This is a genomic window from Streptomyces sp. CA-243310 (assembly GCF_050936775.1).
GTDB lineage: Bacteria > Actinomycetota > Actinomycetes > Streptomycetales > Streptomycetaceae > Streptomyces.
The window spans coordinates 1,173,529-1,190,787 of record NZ_JBNJMF010000002.1 but is presented as its reverse complement, the minus strand read 5'-3'; the positions used below and the strand labels follow the sequence as shown (position 1 = coordinate 1,190,787).

The following is a 17,259-nucleotide window of genomic DNA, read 5'->3' as shown; positions in this document are numbered from 1 at the left end:
GTTCACGCGAAGCGGTGAGCGCGCCGTGCGCTACGATGCCGCCCCGCCACCTACCACAGCTATTGATTCAGAAACTCAAAGGGTTCTCGTCCAGGACGTAGCGGACGTGTGGGCCGCCGAAGTAGCAGCGGACGATGTGTGGTTGACGCCGGCGTCTGTGGAAGAACCTGAGGGTTTCGGCGGCGAGTTCAACCTGGTTCCTGGCCCGGTGGGTGTGGGGCAGGCTGCGTTTGAGGTCGGCGTTGACCGGCTCGTCGGGGTTCAGCTCGGGTGAGTACGAGGGCAGGAAGTGCACCTCGATCTCGTCCGTGCGGCCGGCGAGCCAGGCCTGGACGGTCTTCGAGCGGTGGGCCGAGTGCCGGTCGAAGATCAGGTGGACCTTCCGGTCGAAGTGCCCGACGATCCGGGTGAGGAAGCGGCACATGACCCAGGTCTCCTCGTGCCAGACGCGGACCGCTTCCGCGTCCTGCTCTACCGCCCGCTTGTCAGGACGCTGGAAGGCCAGCCCCCAACGCTTGAGGTACGGGTTGGCACCGAGCCGGACGATCACGGGCTGGGCCGGTCAAGGGGTGGGTTAACCACGAAGATTCATCTGGCGTGCGAGCAAGGCTGTCACTGCTGGTCACTGCTGGTCACTGCTGGTCGCAGCGGGGCAGCGGGGTGACAGCCCGCAGTTCGAGCCGGTCCTCGAAGCGATCCGGGTTCCCGAGCCGGGTGGTGGCCGACCCAGGCACAAGCCGCTGCGGGTGAGGGGCGACAAGGCGTACTCCTCGCGCGCCAACCGTTCCTACCTGCGCAGACGCGGAATCCGGTGCACCATCGCCGAGCCGGCTGATCAGATCCGAAACCGCAAGCGCCGCGGTCGTGACGGGGTCCGCCCGCCGGCCTTCGACCGGGAGGACTACAAGGCCCGCCACGCGGTCGAGTGCGGGATCAGCCGGCTCAAGCAGCACCGGGCGGTGGCGACTCGATACGACTGCTCGCCGTCCGCTTCGAGGCCACCGTCCAGCTGGCGGCGGTCCAGCAGTGGCTGTGAACCACCGGCCGCCGACCTGGCCATGCCATGCCGACTATCGGCATTCAGCAGCTCGTTCAGGGGGGAACAGTGGCCGCCCAGTACTACTGCGCCGACAGCGAGAACGGTGACCACATCGACGACCCGTCCGAGGACGCCCTGTTCATGCTGATCACCGACCTGAACGACGGCGACAACACCTTCGTCGTCATCCCCGACGAGGGCAATCCCGCCTGGTTCGCCTCCGTCGCCGTCCTTGACGAGGGCGGATACGAGATCGTCCGCCGTGACACCACCCGCCGCGAGCACGACGTCACCATCGAGAGCAGCAGCGACCGCATCGCGGGCCTCACTACATGGCTGGCCACCCGCGCTACCTAGAACACGGCCTAGCCGCCCCACGGGACTTCCGTTGCCCATCAGCCCCTCCCACATGTCATGGACGGCTCAGACACAGGTACTGAGCTTGTTCTTTATCTACCAAGATGTACCAAGATCTTCCAGGTCTGCCGATGGCTTTGAGGGTCTCGGGGCGTTTGACGGTTTTGTCGACGTCGTAGCGGGTGGCGGGCCGTCGGTTCTTTGAGCCGAGGGGTCGTCCGGGCCCGGTTCCGGTCGGTTGAGGAACACGGGCCGGGCAGAGCAGGTGGGCGCGGATGTTCCTGAACCCGCGGCGGACCCGGGCCGGGGTGAGGCGTTCAGGCTTGGCCGGTTTCTCCCAGGGCCGCCGGAGATCGGTGGCCAGCGGCCGGGCGAGTCGGAGCTGGGTGTGGGCGACGACCAGGAGCCAGGTCCAGCGGTCTGCCGCCTCGGGAGTACGGACTTTCGGGGTGGTCCAGCCGAGCGAGGAACACCTGCCAGCACAGGTCCACGTCTACCGGGACGGCTCCGGTCTTGGAGGACCACAACCACACCGGCGGGGCCTCTCGTTCCTTCGAGAGGTGCTCGACTTTCAACCGGATCGGGGTGCCCTCGACGGCGGTGACCGCAGTCGCGTCGCCCTCGGGCCCGAGCCGGACCACGTCCAGGATCCCGGTCCACGACGTGGCGCCCGGCTCCAGGACGGCGACGAAGGAGTAGGGCCAGCCCGGGATGAACTGCGCCGCGGACTTCGCCCGCCCGTAGACATGGCAGAACGGCCGGTCCGCCGAGCACGGCGCGTCGGACCGCAGCCACGGCGGCACGTCGACCGCCAGCACCAGACGACCGTCGTCGAAGCGCGGCAGCGGCATGTCGGCCAGAAGGGACCGCAGCCCTGTCGACGTCGATTCGGCCGTGCTTGAGGGCTCCGTACAGCGCCCCGTGCCCACGACGGTGCTCGGGCACCAGCGTCAGGTCCACCGGTCGGTCGACGCACAGCAGCGCGTCTGTCAGCTCGAACAGTTCGTCACGCCGGGCGGTCAGACACTTGTAGAACTCGGCCCGGAAGCGTGACGCTTCCGCGAACGCTTCCCTCCGGACAGCATCAGGCAGCAGACTCAGCCTCACGGCCTTCGTCTTGGTCACGTGCACCTTGGTCGGAGCACGTGATCAGACGAATGTCGCCCCCGTGTCCGGCGAATGCGCAGGTGAGCGCTCTAGTGCGAGCCGTCGTTCGATGCCGGATGCCACATCGGTCCAAACATGCCGAGGCGAGTACGACCCACCGGACTCAACAGCGCGTCCCTCTCACCAGTCGATCTTTCCGTCCTCGTCTACAGAGGGATGAGCGACGGAGTCGAGCCGGTCGGTCCGATCGTGGTGTTCCATGGCCTCGGCCACCTCGTGGAGCCAGGTTCCAAGGCTCGGCCACCCCACGAAGTAGGCATGGTCGGCGTGCGGGGCGCTACCGACATGGTCATGCCACAAGCCCGGGCCCGCGTCGATGAAGTGCTCATCGCCATCGCCGCCGGCGAAGGGAATCCCCTGCGTTCCCCACCAAGGAGTCTCCTCCTCGTCGGGGTCGTCCTCGCCCTCCCAGATCTTCATGCGTCTCTGTCTCACGTCGGCGATCGCGTCCGTGGAGTAGAGAGGGCCGCACGGCAATATGCCGAGATGGGATGACTCCCCGTTGTGGCACAGCAGTGACGCGCGCAGGTCGGTGGGGAGAGCTACGCCCAACGCGACTTCGAGCTGGTCGACGGCATGCGGCGAAGCCGGAGCAGCAAGCTCTGCCAGTCGAGCGGGCGCATGCCGGCCCAGCCATGTGTCGATGCGCTGCCAGGAGGTGGCGACGGGAGGAATCACCGGCGTGATGCCGATCCGAGGCGGCTCAATCATGAGCTGAAGCATCTCATCCGCGGTCAGCAGCAGGCTGAGAGGTGCAGGCTACGGATGCTTCTCATCTACCTGGACGGGGCTGGAAGATAAAGAACAAGCTGAGGCACATCTGGCCGTGTGACCAGGCCGTCGCCGCCGAGGCCGCCACGTCTGCCGCCGTTCCTGTACAGCAGTCGGACTTGCGGCCGGTACCCCGGTACGAGCCGACGGTGGCTATCCGGTGGGTCACCGCCCCCGTGCTCGCCGCCACGTCTGCTGCTGTGTCGCGGGATGCCGCCCGCTCCGTCGCCTGCACCTGAAGCACCCATGGGAAGCATGGAATCCCCGGCCTTGAGGGCGGGGAGATGCCAAGGTCTGCACGGCGTCCTGGCTCCGGCTCGCCTCTGGGCGATGGCAGTGAGGAAGAGTTGCTTATTCGCCGATATGTACGCTTCGTGTAGCGCCCGGTGCTGTGCACGCGGTCGACGGGCAGACTTACCGCCTGAACCACACGCTGTACGAGACCGAGTGCCGAAACCGCCAGACCCAAGGGCCGTACGACCACATGACGACGGACGTCATAGCCCTCTCCCCGCGGATGCCGGACGCCTGGAGCGTGCTGGCCGGGCCCCTTTGCGGCGGCCCCGACAAGCTCGTGGACACCACCGGTGAGGGCGCCGTCGGGCAGCTCTGAGATGCCCAGGGCCGGCCGCTGGTGGCAGTCGAGGCGCCGATGTTCACACAAGTCCCGGGCGAAGCAGCCCGGTTGTTCGGGGCCGTGGAGCCGCCGGTGCCGTTCTGGTGGACCGAGGCCCGCGCCACCACCGGCGTCGCGGAGGCGGAACGGCTGGCAGGTACCTTTGCGGCCCGGGTTGCTGCGCTGATCGGCGGCACGGCGTGGCCGCCGGAATCCGCGCTCTCCGTGGCGGTGGTCCCGTCCGAAGGCGTGGGCGTGGCTCCCGCGCAACCCGCCGCGCAACCCGCCGTGAACGTCCTGACTGACATGGTTGCCGTGGTGATCACGGACCGGTCGGTCGTCGCGATGACGGCCTGGCTCTCGGATGCCTTCCGGGCTGCCGCCGCCTCGGGGCGCGGGCTCCAGATCGTCAGTCCGGCGGGCAGCACTCTCACCCCGACCGTGCGTGACGCCCTGCCCGGCGCCATCGCGCTGGGTCGTCCGGGACGCGCGGGACGGGTACTACGACGGCCCTACGGGCGCGGTGCTGCGCCGGCAAGAAGGCATGTTCGCGCCGGTCGTGCAGCCGGACGGGGCCGAGGGCGATCTGCGCACCCCGGTGGCGGCCTCGTTCCAGGAGTTCGATGACACGGGCGAGCGCCAACTCGCCATCTCGTTCCGGACGATCCACCCTGCCGACGATCGGCTGGTGCTCGGGGGCGCCCTGGAGGCGGTCTGGCGCGAGCTCACCGGCGGAGCGCCGGCCGGCTGGTCCACCGCCGAACCGGCCAATCTGCCCTGGTCCCCCGAAAGACTGACCGAGGTCGCCCACGCGCGGTCCCCCGAGTCGACCTGGTTCGCAGTCGTGGGAGCCCCGTCGCGGCCGGGACTCGCCGGGGTTCGGGTGACCCGTACGAAGGCGGGGCTGGAGGCGGACGTCACGCCGGCGTTCGGCTACGGGGCGCACGAGGAAGTGCCGTTGGATGTGCTGCCGCGGCTGGCGGAGTCGCTCGCCACCCGCCACCACTTGTGCTCCATGCCCGTGCAGCTCCGCAAAGCGCGCCGCGATCTGGCGGTACCGGCCCGTTTTGAGGGTCCCGATGTGCCGTTGGCGTTCGTCCTGGGCTCCGAGGAGGTTCGGGCGATGCCGGGTGACCGCGCACGGCGTACGCCGCTGTCAGTGCAGCCGGTCATGCTGGGACCGAAGGCCCGCCCGGCGCTGTACTACCCGTTCCCGGGGGATCCTTCGGATCTTTCGGGGTGGAGCGATTTCGAGCGGTTGGTGCGCCACCTGCAGGGTGAGTGACGGACCTGCGGGTTTGTCAGGCTTGTGTCACAACTGGTCGGTTGCTGGTTGCATTAGCTATGTAGATTGATAGAAACGATCATACTTGCGATCGTTTGAGTGTCGGGGGAGCGCGACGTCGTTGTGGGGGTGCAGTGCCCCGCGGGTCTGGTGCCGGCCCCGCGGCGGACGGGCGCCGAGCTGAGAAATGGGTTGGAAGTGCGCCTCGTAAGGGGTGGGCATGTCGGAGCTTCGGGGGAGCCATGACGTCGTGGGACATCAAGCCGCAGGGTGTGCAGAGCCAGCTCAAGCTCACCGGTGAGCGGGCGGGTGATCTGGAGAAGGCGCTGAACAAGCTGATGTCGGACATGTCGGAGGCGGCGTACGCGGCCGGCACGGCGATTCCGGGATCGGCGGCCACGCTGCCCTCGCCCACCATGCAGGGGCCGGTGGCGACGGGGCAGGTGCCGCTGTCGCACCGCGGCAGCACGGGTCCGGTGGGTGCCGCGCTCAGCCAGTACCTGGAGAAGCGGCAGACGGACCTCAAGTCCATGGTCGACCGCATTCAGGCCGCGGTCCTGGGCGCGGCCAAGGCGACGAACGAGTACGTCCACGGCGACCTGGAAGCGGCCAAGGAGGCCCAGGACGCGGCGAAGAACGTGCGCCTCGACCAGCTCAAGGAAGCCGCGGGAGGGCACAAGTGAGCAACGCACCGGTCGATCCGGCCAACGTTCCCGTCTTCACGGGTCAGTTGTCGGTGTTGGACGAGAAGGTCAAGGCCCTGTCGGCGGACGGCGGCGCCCTGGCCAATGCCGGCTCGTCGGTCCACACCACCTTCGGCGGGATGTCGGCGTACTACCAGGCGCCCGAGGCCGAGCAGTTGTTCGCGGTGACGAAGCCGGTCGTCGACATCACGATGTCGTTCAGCGGCGACATGTGCACCATCGCGGGAGCGCTGGGCACCTACGCGCAGGAGATCCGTCCTCTGGTGAAGAGGATGGAGGAACTGAAGACCGAGGCGGCGTCGTTCAAGTCCAAGGTCTCCCAGGACGAGGACTGGATCGAGGACGGGGATCTCATCGACGAGAACCTCGAACGCCGCAACAAGATCGCCGAGGTGTGGACCCAGTTCCAGGCGGCGGAGCGGCACGCGCACGACAAGATCGTGGCGTTGGTGTGCGGAACGCCGCTGAAGGTCAACGACGGCTCCAACGGCGAGGGCATGTACGGCTATGACGCCGAGGCCCTCAAGCATGCCAAGACGCTCCCGTGGGGCGACGCGGTGGAGGAGTCGGTCCCGGCGTGGCAGGTGTGGGAGCACGCCTACGACTTCGGCAAGGGCCTGATCGTCGACGGCGTGTGGGGCACGATCAAGGGTCTGGGCACGCTCGTCGGCTTCGACGGCTGGGACGCGGCGGGGCAGGCGTGGACGGGGCTCGGGAAACTCGCGACGGGTCTGGTGATCGCCTCGGTCCCGGGCGTCTCGACGGTGTTCTGGCTGGCGGACGACAAGGACCTGCCGCCGTGGATCCGTGACTCGCGCACGGCGATGAAGGAAACGGGCAAGGCGCTTCTGGCGTGGGACCAGTGGGGTTCGAACCCCTCGCGGGCGGCGGGCGCGGTCACCTTCAACGTGTTGACGACGGTGTTCACCGGCGGCGCCGGCGGTGCGGCGGCGGGTGCGGGCAAGGCGGGCCTCGCGGCGAAGGCGATCTCGTTGGCCGGCAAGGCCGGTCGCGCGATCGATCCGATGACGTACGTGTTCAAGGGTGCCGGTGCCGGCATCTCGAAGATCGGCGACGTCATGGCCGGTCTCAAGGGCATGGGCAAGATCGAGCTTCCCAAGATCGACGAGGGTGCGTTCAGCCTGCCCGAGGGCTCTCTGGAACTGCCTGACGGAACGATTCAGCTGCCCAAGGATACCCCGATACCCGAGGGGGCCATCAAGGTCTCCGACGACACCATCAGACTCCCCGAAGGCACCACCTCCCTGCCCCCGGGCACCGTGAAGTGGCCCTTCGACGGCCCCGCGAAGTACGCCGACGAGGCGGGCAACCTCTACAAGGAGGACGGCAGCCTCTACCAGAAGGCCGGCGAGGCCAGGCCGGAGCCGTCCCCGAAGATCGACACGGGCGCGAACACCCCCCGTACGGAGGTCCCGGTCCGCCAGGAGACCCCGGTCCTCGCGGGAGTCGGCGCCCGAGGCGGCGACGACGTCATCCGCCTCGGCAGCGACATCTCCGAACCGGTCCACGCGGTGGACAACGGCGCCCACGGCGGCCCCCACGGCCTCGACAACACCCCCACGGGCCGCGCGGGCGACCACACCACCCCGGGCGGCCACGCCCCGGACGGCATGCCGCGCAACAGCGCGGACCACCACTCCCCGGGGACGGGAGGGCACCCGGAGCCCCCGTCCACGGCGGGCCACACGGACGGCCCGGGCGGCGGCAACCACGAGCCTCCGCCCACGGGCGGTGGCCATGGTGACACCCTTCCGGGCGGCGGCCTCGGCGACGGTCCGGGAACCGGTGGGCTTGCTGGTCCTGATGGACCGAACGGTCCTGCCGCCTGGGAGCGGCCCGCGAACGGAACCGGCCCGCTCCAGCGGGGCAGCGAACTGGAACAGCAGGTTCGGGACCAGATACGCGCCGTCAAGGTCAAGCATCCGGACATCGAACCGGTCCTGAAGACCCTGTCGGAGTCCCCCTTCGGCAGGGAGATGGCCGACACCATCGCCTCGGGCCGCTTCACGGATGCCGACGGCTTCAAGACCGTGGTGTCCAACCTCGTCCGGCCCTCTGAGATCCCGGGCAGCCTCGAGGCGATGCGTCTGGGTAACCGACTGCATGACAGTGGTGTCACCGATGTCTCCTTCGAGGTCAAGCAGGGCGGGAACGAGATCAGGCCCGGTGTCTTCACGGGCGAGAAGACCGATCTCGATGTGATGGCCACGGACGCGGCCGGCAGGGTTCACGGCTGGCAGTTCAAGGACATGACAGGACCGGAGTCGTCGCCCATCGCGGGGAAGTCGGTCCAGCGCATCTTCAAGAGCATCCATCAGCTCCTGGACTCGAACGCGGACGTGCAGACCTTCGTGATCGACTCCAAGATCCCGAGGGGCGAGATGGAGACGCAGCTCGCACGTCTTCAGGAGAAGTACGACACCAAGGGTGTGCAGTTCGTCATCCGCACGCCGGACGGAGTCATATTCGTCCCCCGGGACGGTAAGTTCATGCCGGAGGTGGCACCGTGATCGCCAGTACGCCAGTCGCCCGATGGACGTGGGGCGACTTCATCGAGGATGTGGACCCGCTGGTCCGGTGCCTCGGAGACCTGATCGCGGCTCGATCCGTGCTGGCCTCGCACCAGCTCGCGCTCGGCGAGCCGACCTTCCGTCTCGCCATCGCCGAGGCCGGCACACCGGCCGGCATGCTGTTCCAGAGCGAACTCACCGCTACCGGATCCGCCGAGGAACTGGCCGGCGCGATCAGGTCTGCCATGCGCCCTGGTCGCATCGGATCGGTGGATGCCCGGTGTACCGTGGCCGGCTCGCTGTCCACCGGTGCGGAGCAGATCCGGACGGAAGGAGTGTTCGACCTGACCGCCTTCGTGGACCCCAGCTTCGCCACAGTGGATCTGGTCACATACTCCGATGCCTGGATGCCGTACGACCTCCGAGGCCGTGCCCAGTCCGCCGTCCACGAGGCGAACGCGCCTCGTTTGGAGTCCGCGCTCGCGGAGCTCACCGATGTGCTGGGATCCGACATGGACCCCGAGGACCCCACCTACTTCGGCACGCCGACGGAGACGGGCGTCGTTCCCCATGTCGACCAGGACGGAACTCCGTCCGACTCCTGGTCCCGGTACGAAGTCGCCCGGCGGTACGACGTCTTCACCCATGCGCCCGGCTTCGGGCACATCGGATACCGACGCTCGGTGCCGGGCGAGGTCCGGTACGTGTCGGTGACCGACGACCGCGGGGTGCTCGGATATCTCTGGGCCTCTGAGACAGAGCCCGCGGCGAGCTTCGAGCCCCTCGATCTCGACGACGACGAGAGGTACCGGACCGCGCTCACGTGGTTGGACCGCCTGCGCTCCGCCTCCGATCGGGGACTGTCACCGTGCCAGGCACTCACGGAGCTGACGGGACGATCACTGAGCGACACCGAGGGGCCCGTGGGCCTGGCGGAGCTGCGTGCACGGGCGGAAGACGTCTGACCGTTTCCGTCCCCCACACCGCTGTGGACCATCAAAGGGGTGTGTCTGTCCCCGCGGGCCGCCAAGACCCTCGCCGGACTTCCCGGGCCCACCCGGGAGATGGTCCGCGACGTCCTGGACGTCGCGGTCCGTTCCCCGTGGGGCTGGCCCCAGTGAATACCGGCGACCCGGAGGGTGAGGACGTCCGCGCCGCGTCGGTGGGCCGGCTGTCCGTCGTCTCCACGGTCAATCGCCTCACCCGGCGCATGTCTGTCCTGGAGATCGTCTGGGGGAGGTGTCGCCGGTCGTGCCCGGGGGTGAGGAGCTCGGCGGTACCCGGCTCCTCCACCCTTGCCCGGCCGGGCGCGGTACCGCGGTTTCCTACGCGTAGTGGTCCAGAGGAGCAGGACCTGCTCGCGCGGCCGACGCTCACCGGGAGATCGGCCACGACCCTGTTCTGATCAATGAGAAGCCCGTGCCCACGGCATGCTTCCGCTGGTGCCCGAGATCCGTCCGTCCCTCCCCGTGGTTCCCCAGCTCGCCGCGGGGTTCGGGATCGGTATAGCGACCGTCTACCGGTACATACGTGAGGCGATCGAAGTCCTGTGCGTCCTCGCACCGTCTCTGGACGAGGCGATGGAGACGGCCCGGACGAAGGCGTTCGCGATCCTGGTCGCCCCCTGCTGCCGACCGGCCGGATCGCCGTCGACACGCCGTACTACTCGGGGAAGCACAAACGCCACGGCATGAATGTGCGGGTCCTCACCGATCCGCTCGGCCGACTGCTCTGGACCTCGGCCGCTCTGCCAGGCTCCACCCGTGACCTGACGGCCGCCCGAAGCCACGGGATCGTCAAACGCGATCGCTGCCGCGGGACTGAAATGCTGGGCGGACAAGGCCTACCAAGGCGCCGGTCGGCACATCCGAGTCCCCTTCCGGGGCCGCCGGCTGAAGCGGTGGAAGCCACGTCACAACAGCAGCCACGCCAAGATCCGGTGCGTCGGCGAGCAGGCCAAGGCCGTCCTGAAGGGCTGGCGCCTCCCGCGGAAGCTCCGCCGCAGCACCAACCGGATCACCGACATTGTCAAGGCCGTGGCTGATCGCCTCCCGATCTCCTGGGTGGGAGACGAGTGGGAGGCGATCATGGCCTGGTGATGCGTCCAGGCGCCAGGAAATGCTAGATGGTGCTCCATGCGTGGCCCGGGATCAGGACCCGGACTCGCCGGCGTGCGGGCTCAGCACATCCGTGCCGATCAGCGCGAACAACAGGATGCCCAGGGCGATCCGGTAGATCACGAACGGCATGAAGCTCTTGGTGGAGATGAACTTCATGAACCAGGCGATCACGACGTATCCCACGAAGAAGGCGATGACCGTCGCGAAGATCGTCGGTCCCCAGGAGATGTGCCCCGGGGTCTCGACCACGTCCTTGATCTCGAACGCCCCGGAGGCCAGCACGGCCGGGATGGCGAGGAGGAAGGAGTAGCGGGCCGCCGCCTCGCGCGTGAAGCCCAGGAGCAGACCGCCGGAGATCGTCGCGCCGGAACGCGAGACGCCGGGGATCAGGGCCATCGCCTGGCAGACACCGAAGATCAGACCGTCCTTGACGCCCAGCTCCTGGAGCGTCTTGCGCTCCTTGACCACACGGTGCTTCCCGCCCTGCTCGTCGCGCGAGGCCAGCCAGTCGGCATAGCCGAGCACGATGCCCATCACGATCAGGGTGGTGGCAGTCAGTCGCAGGTCGCGGGCCGGGCCCACGATCGCGTCCTTGAAGACGAGGCCGAGGACACCGATCGGGATCGATCCGACGATCACCAACCAGCCCATCTTCGCGTCCTGCTCGGAGCGGAGGGCCTTGGTGTAGAGCGAACGGAACCACGTGGAGATGATCCGCGCGATGTCCTTGCGGAAGTAGATCAGGACGGCGGCCTCGGTGCCGATCTGGGTGATGGCGGTGAAGGCCGCCCCCGGGTCGTGCCAGCCGGCGAAAGCCGCAGTCAGCCTGAGGTGGGCACTGGAGGAGATCGGGAGGAACTCCGTAAGCCCCTGGACGAGACCGAGGATTAGGGATTCGAACCAGCTCATGTCGGGGTGCGCTCGTCCTTGTGATCGTCGGGCAGTTCGGGTCCGATGCTAGGGCCCGTGGGGGGCGCCGCTGACCACAGGGGGGTGGTGGGGCGCCGGCTCGTACGCCGGGCCGTGTGCGACGGGGGGTGCCAGACGGTGCCGCTTGCGCCAGGCGACGGCCGCCGCGACGACCCCGGAGACCGCGATGAAGCCGAACGACGCGAGGAACGCGGGCGAACCCGGGGACGAGGCGCTGGCTCCCGCGATCACGTACGCGGCGGTGTTCGGGACCGTGCCGAGCGCCGTCGCCGCCAGGAACGGCAGCCAGCCGCAACGGGAGACCGCGGCGCAGTAGTTGGCCGCGGCGAAGGGCACCCCGGGGAAGATCCGGATCGCCAGCATGGAACGGAACCCGTGCCGGCTCAACTGTCCGTCGGCCGCCTGCAACCAGCGCCCGCGCAACAGCGGACGCAAAGCCCCCTGCCCCATCACCCGCCCCAGACCGAAGGCGACGCCGGCCCCGAGCACCGTGCCACCCACCGCCGCCACCAGCCCGAACGCGGTTCCGAAGACCGCCCCCGCGGCGAGGTTCAGCAGCGGGCGCGGCACGAACGCCGCCGTGCACAGCCCGTACACCGCCGCGAACAGCGACACCGCCACACCCACCGGGAGCGCCGGCGCCCACCCCTCCGAGAGGAGGCGCTGGGGCTCGTACAGCAGCACGCACACGCCCGCCGCCACGAGCAGCAGGACGAGCACGGACAGCCGGGTCCACGGCGCGAGGAGGAGGGACATCCCGGGAGACTAACCGACACATGCGGCGTCGCGCCGTAATCCGGACCTCATGCGGTCGAACGACCGGCGGCCTCCGAACGTGCCTCGCGCCCGCCCGCGGACGCGGCTCGCGTCGCCCGGCGGAGGGCGCGTCGTGGACGCCGAGCAGGTCGGTCGTGCGACGCGCCCGCGCCGAGGGCGACGAGCCCGTCCGCGCGGATCCGCGCGGACGACGCCGCGCACCGGCCCGGGCAGTGACGAAGGACACTGCGCGGCCGGCCGGGACCCGCCGGCCCTTCCCGCCGCCGGGCCGCCGGGCCCTCGCGGACCGTGAGCGCCCCGGGCGGTCGGTGAAGCGGCCGAGCCGGCAAGAACCCCCGGCCGCGCCGAAATTGGGTCGACGCCGGCCCGATCGCACGGCAGGATCGCCGACATGTCCAGGCACGCCTTCCTCGCAGCGCCGTCCGCAGTCGCGGACGCGCCGAAGGCTGCCTTCCTCGTGGAGGATCTCGCCCTCGTCGCATTCGACGGCGCACGAAGCTGACCCTTCCCGGATCGTCCGGCGGACCCCACAGGGGGAGGGTCGGTTCGCTCCAGGGGTCCCGCTCCAGCTTCGGAACACGCGGGAAGACATCATGGCCAAGACGGCCTTCGTGCGCACCAAGCCGCACCTCAACATCGGCACCATGGGACACGTCGACCACGGGAAGACGACCCTCACCGCCGCCATCACCAAGGTTCTCGCCGAGCGCGGCGGCGCCTCCTTCGTCCCCTTCGACCGCATCGACCGGGCCCCCGAGGAGGCCCGGCGCGGCATCACCATCAACCTCACGCACGTCGAGTACGAGACCGACACCCGGCACTACGCCCACGTCGACATGCCGGGTCACGCCGACTACGTCAAGAACATGGTCACGGGCGCGGCCCAGCTCGACGGGGCGATCCTCGTCGTGTCCGCGCTCGACGGCGTCATGCCACAGACGGCCGAGCACGTACTGCTGGCCCGGCAAGTCGGCGTGAACCACATCGTGGTGGCCCTCAACAAGGCCGACGCCGGGGACCCGGAGCTCACCGACCTGGTGGAGCTGGAGGTCCGCGAGCTGCTCACCGCGCACGGCTACGGCGGCGACACCGCCCCGGTCGTCCGGGTCTCCGGGCTCGGAGCGCTGGAGGGGGACCCGCGCTGGACCGGGGCGATCGAGGCGCTGCTGGACGCCGTGGACACGTACGTGCCGATGCCGGTGCGCTACAAGGACGCGCCGTTCCTGCTGCCCGTGGAGAACGTGCTGACCATCACCGGGCGCGGGACCGTGGTGACCGGAGCCGTCGAGCGGGGCTCGATCCGGCTCGGCGAGCGCGTGCGCGTGCTCGGCGGGGACGGCGAGCCGGTCGAGACGGTGGTCACCGGGCTGGAGACCTTCGGCCGGCCGATGGAGTCCGCCGAGGCCGGGGACAACGTCGCGCTTCTGCTGCGCGGCGTGCCGCGCGACGGGGTCCGACGCGGTCACGTGGTCGCGGAGCCCGGGAGCGTGGAGCCGAGCCGCCGCTTCACCGCGCGGGTGTACGTGCTCTCCGCGCGGGAGGGCGGTCGTACGACGGCGATCACGTCCGGGTACCGGCCGCAGTTCTACATCCGCACCGCCGACGTGGTCGGGGACGTGGACCTGGGCGAGGCGGCCGTCGTCCGACCCGGGGAGACGGTCACCATGACCGTGGAGCTGGGGCGGGACGTGCCGCTGGAGGCCGGCCTCGGCTTCGCGATCCGTGAGGGCGGGCGCACGGTCGGCGCCGGGACGGTGACCGCCGTCCTCTAGTGGGTCCGGGCCGACCGTCGGTGTCGGCCGGATCGGGGCCCGCCGTGGTGGCGGCGGTCGGCTTCGGCCAGACTGCCGTCATCACGGGACACGACCGAGGGGCGGGCGGCGATGAGCGGCGAAACGGCACTGGTGCTGGGCGGCGGGGGGCTCACCGGAATCGGCTGGGAGAGCGGGATCCTGTACGGGCTCGCCCGTGCGGGCATCGACCTGGGCAACGCCGAACTCGTCGTCGGCACCTCGGCCGGCTCGGTGGTGGGTGCGCAGCTCACCTCCGGGCTGCTGACCCCCCGGGAGCTGTACGAGCGCCAGCTGGGCGACGCCTCGGGCGAGGCGGTGGCGCGGCTCGGCGCGGGGCTCGTCGCGCGGTACGCCGTCGCGATGGCCCGCTCGCGGGACGCCGCCGGCTACCGTCGGCGCGTCGGCGCCTACGCCCTGGCCGCCGCCGGGACGGCATCGGAGACGGAGCGCCGCGAGGTCCTCAAGGCCCGGCTGGTCTCGCAGGAGTGGCCCGAGCGGAGGTTCGTCGTCACCGCCGTGGACACCCTGACCGGGGAACTCGGCGCGTTCGACCGCACGGGCGGGGCCGGGCTGCTGGACGCGGTCTCGGCGAGCTGCGCCGTGCCCGGGGTGTGGCCGCCGGTGACCGTGGGCGGGCGACGGTTCATGGACGGCGGTGTCCGCTCCGCCACCAACGCCGACCTGGCGGCGGGATACGCGCGGGTGGTGATCCTCGCGCCCATGAGCCTGGGCACCGGCATGATCCCCTCGCCCGCCACACAGGCGGCCCGACTGCGGGCGGCCGGGGCCCGGGTGCTGCTGATCACCCCGTCCCCGTCGGCACGCAAGGCCTTCGGGCGCAATGTCCTGGACCCCGCCCGGCGGGACCCGGCGGCGCGGGCGGGGCTGGCACAGGCGGCCGATCACGTGGCCGAGGCGACCGCCGTCTGGGCGACCTGACGGCGCGGCGGCCCGACAATGGTGGGGTGGACGACGAACAGATCCCGGTGATCCGGGACGTGGGTCAGGGCACCGCCAAGCTGATGCCGGACGTGGACCGGGAACGGGCCTGGCTGCTGACCGTCAACGGGGCACCGCAGTCGTACGTGGACCTGGACGCGCCGGAGCACCTGGAGTTCGAGTACGTGCGCCGGCTCGCCCACGTACTCGACTGCGCGGCCGAGCCCGGCGCCCCGCTCGACCTGCTGCACCTGGGCGGGGGCGCGCTGACTCTGCCGCGCTACGCCGCCGCGACCCGGCCGGGGTCCCGACAGCAGGTGGTGGAGTTCGACGCGGAGCTGGTGGACATGGTGGCGCGGCACCTGCCGCTGGCGGAGGGCGCCGGGGTCACGGTGCACGCGGCCGATGCCCGGGCCTGGTTGGGCGGCGCCCCCACCGCGAGCGCGGACGTCCTGGTCGCGGACGTGTTCGGCGGCTCTCGGGTACCGGCGCAGCTGACCTCGGTGGAGTACGCGCGGGAGGCGGCCCGGGTGCTGAGGCCCGGCGGGCTGTACGCGGCGAACCTGGCCGACGGGGCCCCGTTCGGGTTCTTGCGGGCGCAGCTGGCGAACTTCGGGGCGGTGTTCGGGGAACTGGCGCTGATCGCGGAGCCGGGCGTACTGCGGGGGCGGCGCTTCGGGAACGCGGTGCTCGTGGCGTCGGACCGGGAGATCCCGGTGGCTGCGCTGGCCCGGCGCTGCGCGGCCGACGCGTTCGCGGCTCGGGTGGAGGACGGGGAGGCGTTGGCCCGGTTCACGAGGGGGGCGTTGCCGGTGGGGGACGCGCAGGCGGTGGACTCGCCGGAGCCGCCGACGGGCGCGTTCAGCGTCGACTGAGGAGACCCCGGGCGGGGGCCGGGACCCGCCTGCGGCCGATCTCAGCCGTGCAGGACGGCGGCGGCCGGAGCGGGCGCCGTGTGGAGGTCGGGGGCTTCCTTCGCGGACTTGCGGGTCATCCGGCGGACGTCCGGGACGAGCAGGACCAGTCCGGTGACCAGGATCACGAGCGCCGCGCACCCCCACAGGGCCGAGGTGCGGCCGACGGCCGATTCGACGGGGCCGGCCAGGGCGGTGGCGAGCGGCAGCATCGACACCGAGCCGAACCAGTCGTAGGCGGACACCCGGGAGAACTTCTCCTCCGGGATCTCCTGGTGCATGGTCGTCATCCAGCTGACGCCGAACACCTCGATCGCCAGGCCGCTCACGAGCATCACGAGGCACAGGGCCCACACGGGAAGCGGGACCGCCAGTCCGGCGGAGGGCAGGGCCAGCGGGAACACGCACAGGGTGCCGACCAGCAGCAACCGTCGGGGTTTCCACGCCATCATGAGGAAGGCTCCGGCGATGGTGCCCACGCCGAAGAAGGCCAGGGCGAGGCCCCAGGGGGCCGCCCCGCCGAGTCGATCCCGCGCGACCAACGGCCCGTACACGGCCTCGGCGGCACCGACGACGGCGACGACCACGGAGAACTGGAGCACGATGCTCCACAGCCATGGGCGGGTCTTGAACTCCACCCAGCCCTCGCGCAGGTCGGACAGCAGTCCGCCGCCGGGGACCCGGTCGGGGATGTGGCCTACGTCGAGGAAGGCGCGCAGGGCGCCGGCGACGGCGAAGGCGGCCGCGTCGACGGCGAGCACCCAGCCCGGGCCCATGGCGGCGATCAGGGCGCCGCCGAGGGCCGCGCCGCCGATGCCGGCGCCGTTCACGGCCATCCGGAAGAGCGCGAAGGCGCGGTTGGCGTGCGGGCCGGACACGGTGGAGAGCAGCATGCCCTCGGCGGCCGGATTGAAGAACGCGGTACCCGTGCCGCAGAGCGCGGTGAACAGCATCATCTGCCACAACTGCGGGTGCCCGGTGAGGACGATCGCGGCGAACGCGGCCTGGGACACGCAGTTCAGGGCGTTCGCCCCGACCATCACCCGGTGGCGGGGCAGCCGGTCGGCGATGGCTCCGCCGATGAGCAGGAACAGGACGAGCGGCAGGGTGCGCGCCGCCGCGACGAGACCGACGTCACCGGGGGATCCGCCGGTCTGTATGACCGCGAAGGAGGCCGCGATGAGCGCTCCGTGGCTGCCGAGGTTCGTGACGACCGCCGAGGCCGTCAGGAGGCTGTAGTTGCGGCCCGCCCATTCGGGGCGGCGGCGCGCGGACAGCGGGGCGGGATCGGCGGGGGGAGTGCTCACCCACGGACT

Annotated in this window: 12 protein-coding genes and 4 pseudogenes; 10 read left to right on the top strand and 6 right to left on the bottom strand. The window is 70.4% G+C overall.

Annotated features, from left to right (window positions below; all coding sequences use genetic code 11):
- Positions 1-67: 67 nt before the first annotated feature.
- Complete coding sequence (locus ACQEVM_RS22860) at positions 68-550, bottom strand: transposase (protein ID WP_433081922.1); 483 nt, start codon at positions 548-550, stop codon at positions 68-70.
- Here ACQEVM_RS22860 and ACQEVM_RS22855 point away from each other — a divergent pair.
- Positions 545-1,036: pseudogene (locus ACQEVM_RS22855) on the top strand (IS5 family transposase); the annotation flags it as partial. The gene ACQEVM_RS22860 and the pseudogene ACQEVM_RS22855 overlap by 6 nt on opposite strands.
- A 27-nt stretch (positions 1,037-1,063) precedes the next feature.
- A complete protein-coding gene (locus ACQEVM_RS22850; protein ID WP_433081920.1) occupies positions 1,064-1,396 on the top strand; it encodes a hypothetical protein in 333 nt (110 codons plus the stop codon).
- A 55-nt stretch (positions 1,397-1,451) separates the two neighbouring features.
- Here ACQEVM_RS22850 and ACQEVM_RS22845 read toward each other — a convergent pair.
- Together ACQEVM_RS22845 and ACQEVM_RS22840 are read right to left on the bottom strand one after the other, a co-directional pair.
- Positions 1,452-2,497 (bottom strand): annotated as a pseudogene (locus ACQEVM_RS22845) (transposase).
- Between the two features lie 186 nt (positions 2,498-2,683).
- Entirely contained in the window at positions 2,684-3,274 is a 591-nt protein-coding gene (locus tag ACQEVM_RS22840) for an SMI1/KNR4 family protein (RefSeq protein ID WP_433081918.1), read from the bottom strand.
- Positions 3,275-3,818: 544 nt separating this feature from the next.
- Here ACQEVM_RS22840 and ACQEVM_RS22835 point away from each other — a divergent pair.
- The 5 genes and pseudogenes from ACQEVM_RS22835 to ACQEVM_RS22815 form a co-directional block, all read left to right on the top strand.
- Positions 3,819-5,235: pseudogene (locus ACQEVM_RS22835) on the top strand (DUF6177 family protein).
- 242 nt (positions 5,236-5,477) lie between these two features.
- Positions 5,478-5,918 carry a DUF6507 family protein gene (locus ACQEVM_RS22830; protein ID WP_433073434.1) on the top strand — a complete coding sequence of 147 codons (441 nt, stop codon included), beginning with the start codon at positions 5,478-5,480 and terminating at the stop codon, positions 5,916-5,918.
- Positions 5,915-8,470 (top strand): hypothetical protein, encoded by a 2,556-nt coding sequence (locus tag ACQEVM_RS22825; RefSeq protein WP_433081916.1) that lies wholly within the window; start codon positions 5,915-5,917, stop codon positions 8,468-8,470. Before ACQEVM_RS22830 ends, ACQEVM_RS22825 begins: the two co-directional genes overlap by 4 nt.
- Entirely contained in the window at positions 8,467-9,435 is a 969-nt protein-coding gene (locus tag ACQEVM_RS22820) for a hypothetical protein (protein ID WP_433081914.1), read from the top strand. The genes ACQEVM_RS22825 and ACQEVM_RS22820 overlap by 4 nt, the downstream gene beginning before the upstream one ends.
- A gap of 513 nt (positions 9,436-9,948) precedes the next feature.
- Positions 9,949-10,569: pseudogene (locus ACQEVM_RS22815) on the top strand (transposase family protein); the annotation flags it as partial.
- Between the two features lie 51 nt (positions 10,570-10,620).
- On the opposite strand, the gene ACQEVM_RS22810 reads toward ACQEVM_RS22815, so the two are convergent.
- Both ACQEVM_RS22810 and ACQEVM_RS22805 read right to left on the bottom strand, forming a co-directional pair.
- Positions 10,621-11,499, bottom strand: a complete 879-nt coding sequence (locus tag ACQEVM_RS22810; protein ID WP_433081912.1) for an undecaprenyl-diphosphate phosphatase — start codon at positions 11,497-11,499, stop codon at positions 10,621-10,623.
- 48 nt (positions 11,500-11,547) lie between these two features.
- Complete coding sequence (locus tag ACQEVM_RS22805) at positions 11,548-12,276, bottom strand: TVP38/TMEM64 family protein (RefSeq protein ID WP_433081910.1); 729 nt, start codon at positions 12,274-12,276, stop codon at positions 11,548-11,550.
- 614 nt (positions 12,277-12,890) lie between these two features.
- Here ACQEVM_RS22805 and tuf point away from each other — a divergent pair.
- The 3 genes from tuf (at position 12,891) to ACQEVM_RS22790 (ending at position 15,904) form a co-directional block, all read left to right on the top strand.
- Positions 12,891-14,069, top strand: coding sequence for an elongation factor Tu (gene tuf, locus ACQEVM_RS22800; RefSeq protein ID WP_433081908.1), 1,179 nt, complete (start codon positions 12,891-12,893; stop codon positions 14,067-14,069).
- 111 nt (positions 14,070-14,180) lie between these two features.
- Complete coding sequence (locus tag ACQEVM_RS22795) at positions 14,181-15,029, top strand: patatin-like phospholipase family protein (RefSeq protein WP_433081906.1); 849 nt, start codon at positions 14,181-14,183, stop codon at positions 15,027-15,029.
- Between the two features lie 83 nt (positions 15,030-15,112).
- Positions 15,113-15,904, top strand: coding sequence for a spermidine synthase (locus tag ACQEVM_RS22790; protein ID WP_433085320.1), 792 nt, complete (start codon positions 15,113-15,115; stop codon positions 15,902-15,904).
- A gap of 41 nt (positions 15,905-15,945) precedes the next feature.
- Here ACQEVM_RS22790 and ACQEVM_RS22785 read toward each other — a convergent pair whose 3' ends face one another.
- A complete protein-coding gene (locus tag ACQEVM_RS22785) occupies positions 15,946-17,250 on the bottom strand; it encodes an MFS transporter (protein ID WP_433081904.1) in 1,305 nt (434 codons plus the stop codon).
- Positions 17,251-17,259: the final 9 nt, after the last annotated feature.

Bases quoted from the DNA above. Each gene is read 5' to 3' on its own strand.
- ACQEVM_RS22850 (WP_433081920.1), top strand. From the start codon at position 1,064: ATGCCGACTATCGGCATTCAGCAGCTCGTTCAGGGGGGAACAGTGGCC.
- ACQEVM_RS22810 (WP_433081912.1), bottom strand. From the start codon at position 11,499: ATGAGCTGGTTCGAATCCCTAATCCTCGGTCTCGTCCAGGGGCTTACG.
- ACQEVM_RS22840 (WP_433081918.1), bottom strand. From the start codon at position 3,274: ATGATTGAGCCGCCTCGGATCGGCATCACGCCGGTGATTCCTCCCGTC.
- ACQEVM_RS22830 (WP_433073434.1), top strand. From the start codon at position 5,478: ATGACGTCGTGGGACATCAAGCCGCAGGGTGTGCAGAGCCAGCTCAAG.
- ACQEVM_RS22795 (WP_433081906.1), top strand. From the start codon at position 14,181: ATGAGCGGCGAAACGGCACTGGTGCTGGGCGGCGGGGGGCTCACCGGA.
- ACQEVM_RS22790 (WP_433085320.1), top strand. From the start codon at position 15,113: ATGCCGGACGTGGACCGGGAACGGGCCTGGCTGCTGACCGTCAACGGG.
- tuf (WP_433081908.1), top strand. From the start codon at position 12,891: ATGGCCAAGACGGCCTTCGTGCGCACCAAGCCGCACCTCAACATCGGC.
- ACQEVM_RS22805 (WP_433081910.1), bottom strand. From the start codon at position 12,276: ATGTCCCTCCTCCTCGCGCCGTGGACCCGGCTGTCCGTGCTCGTCCTG.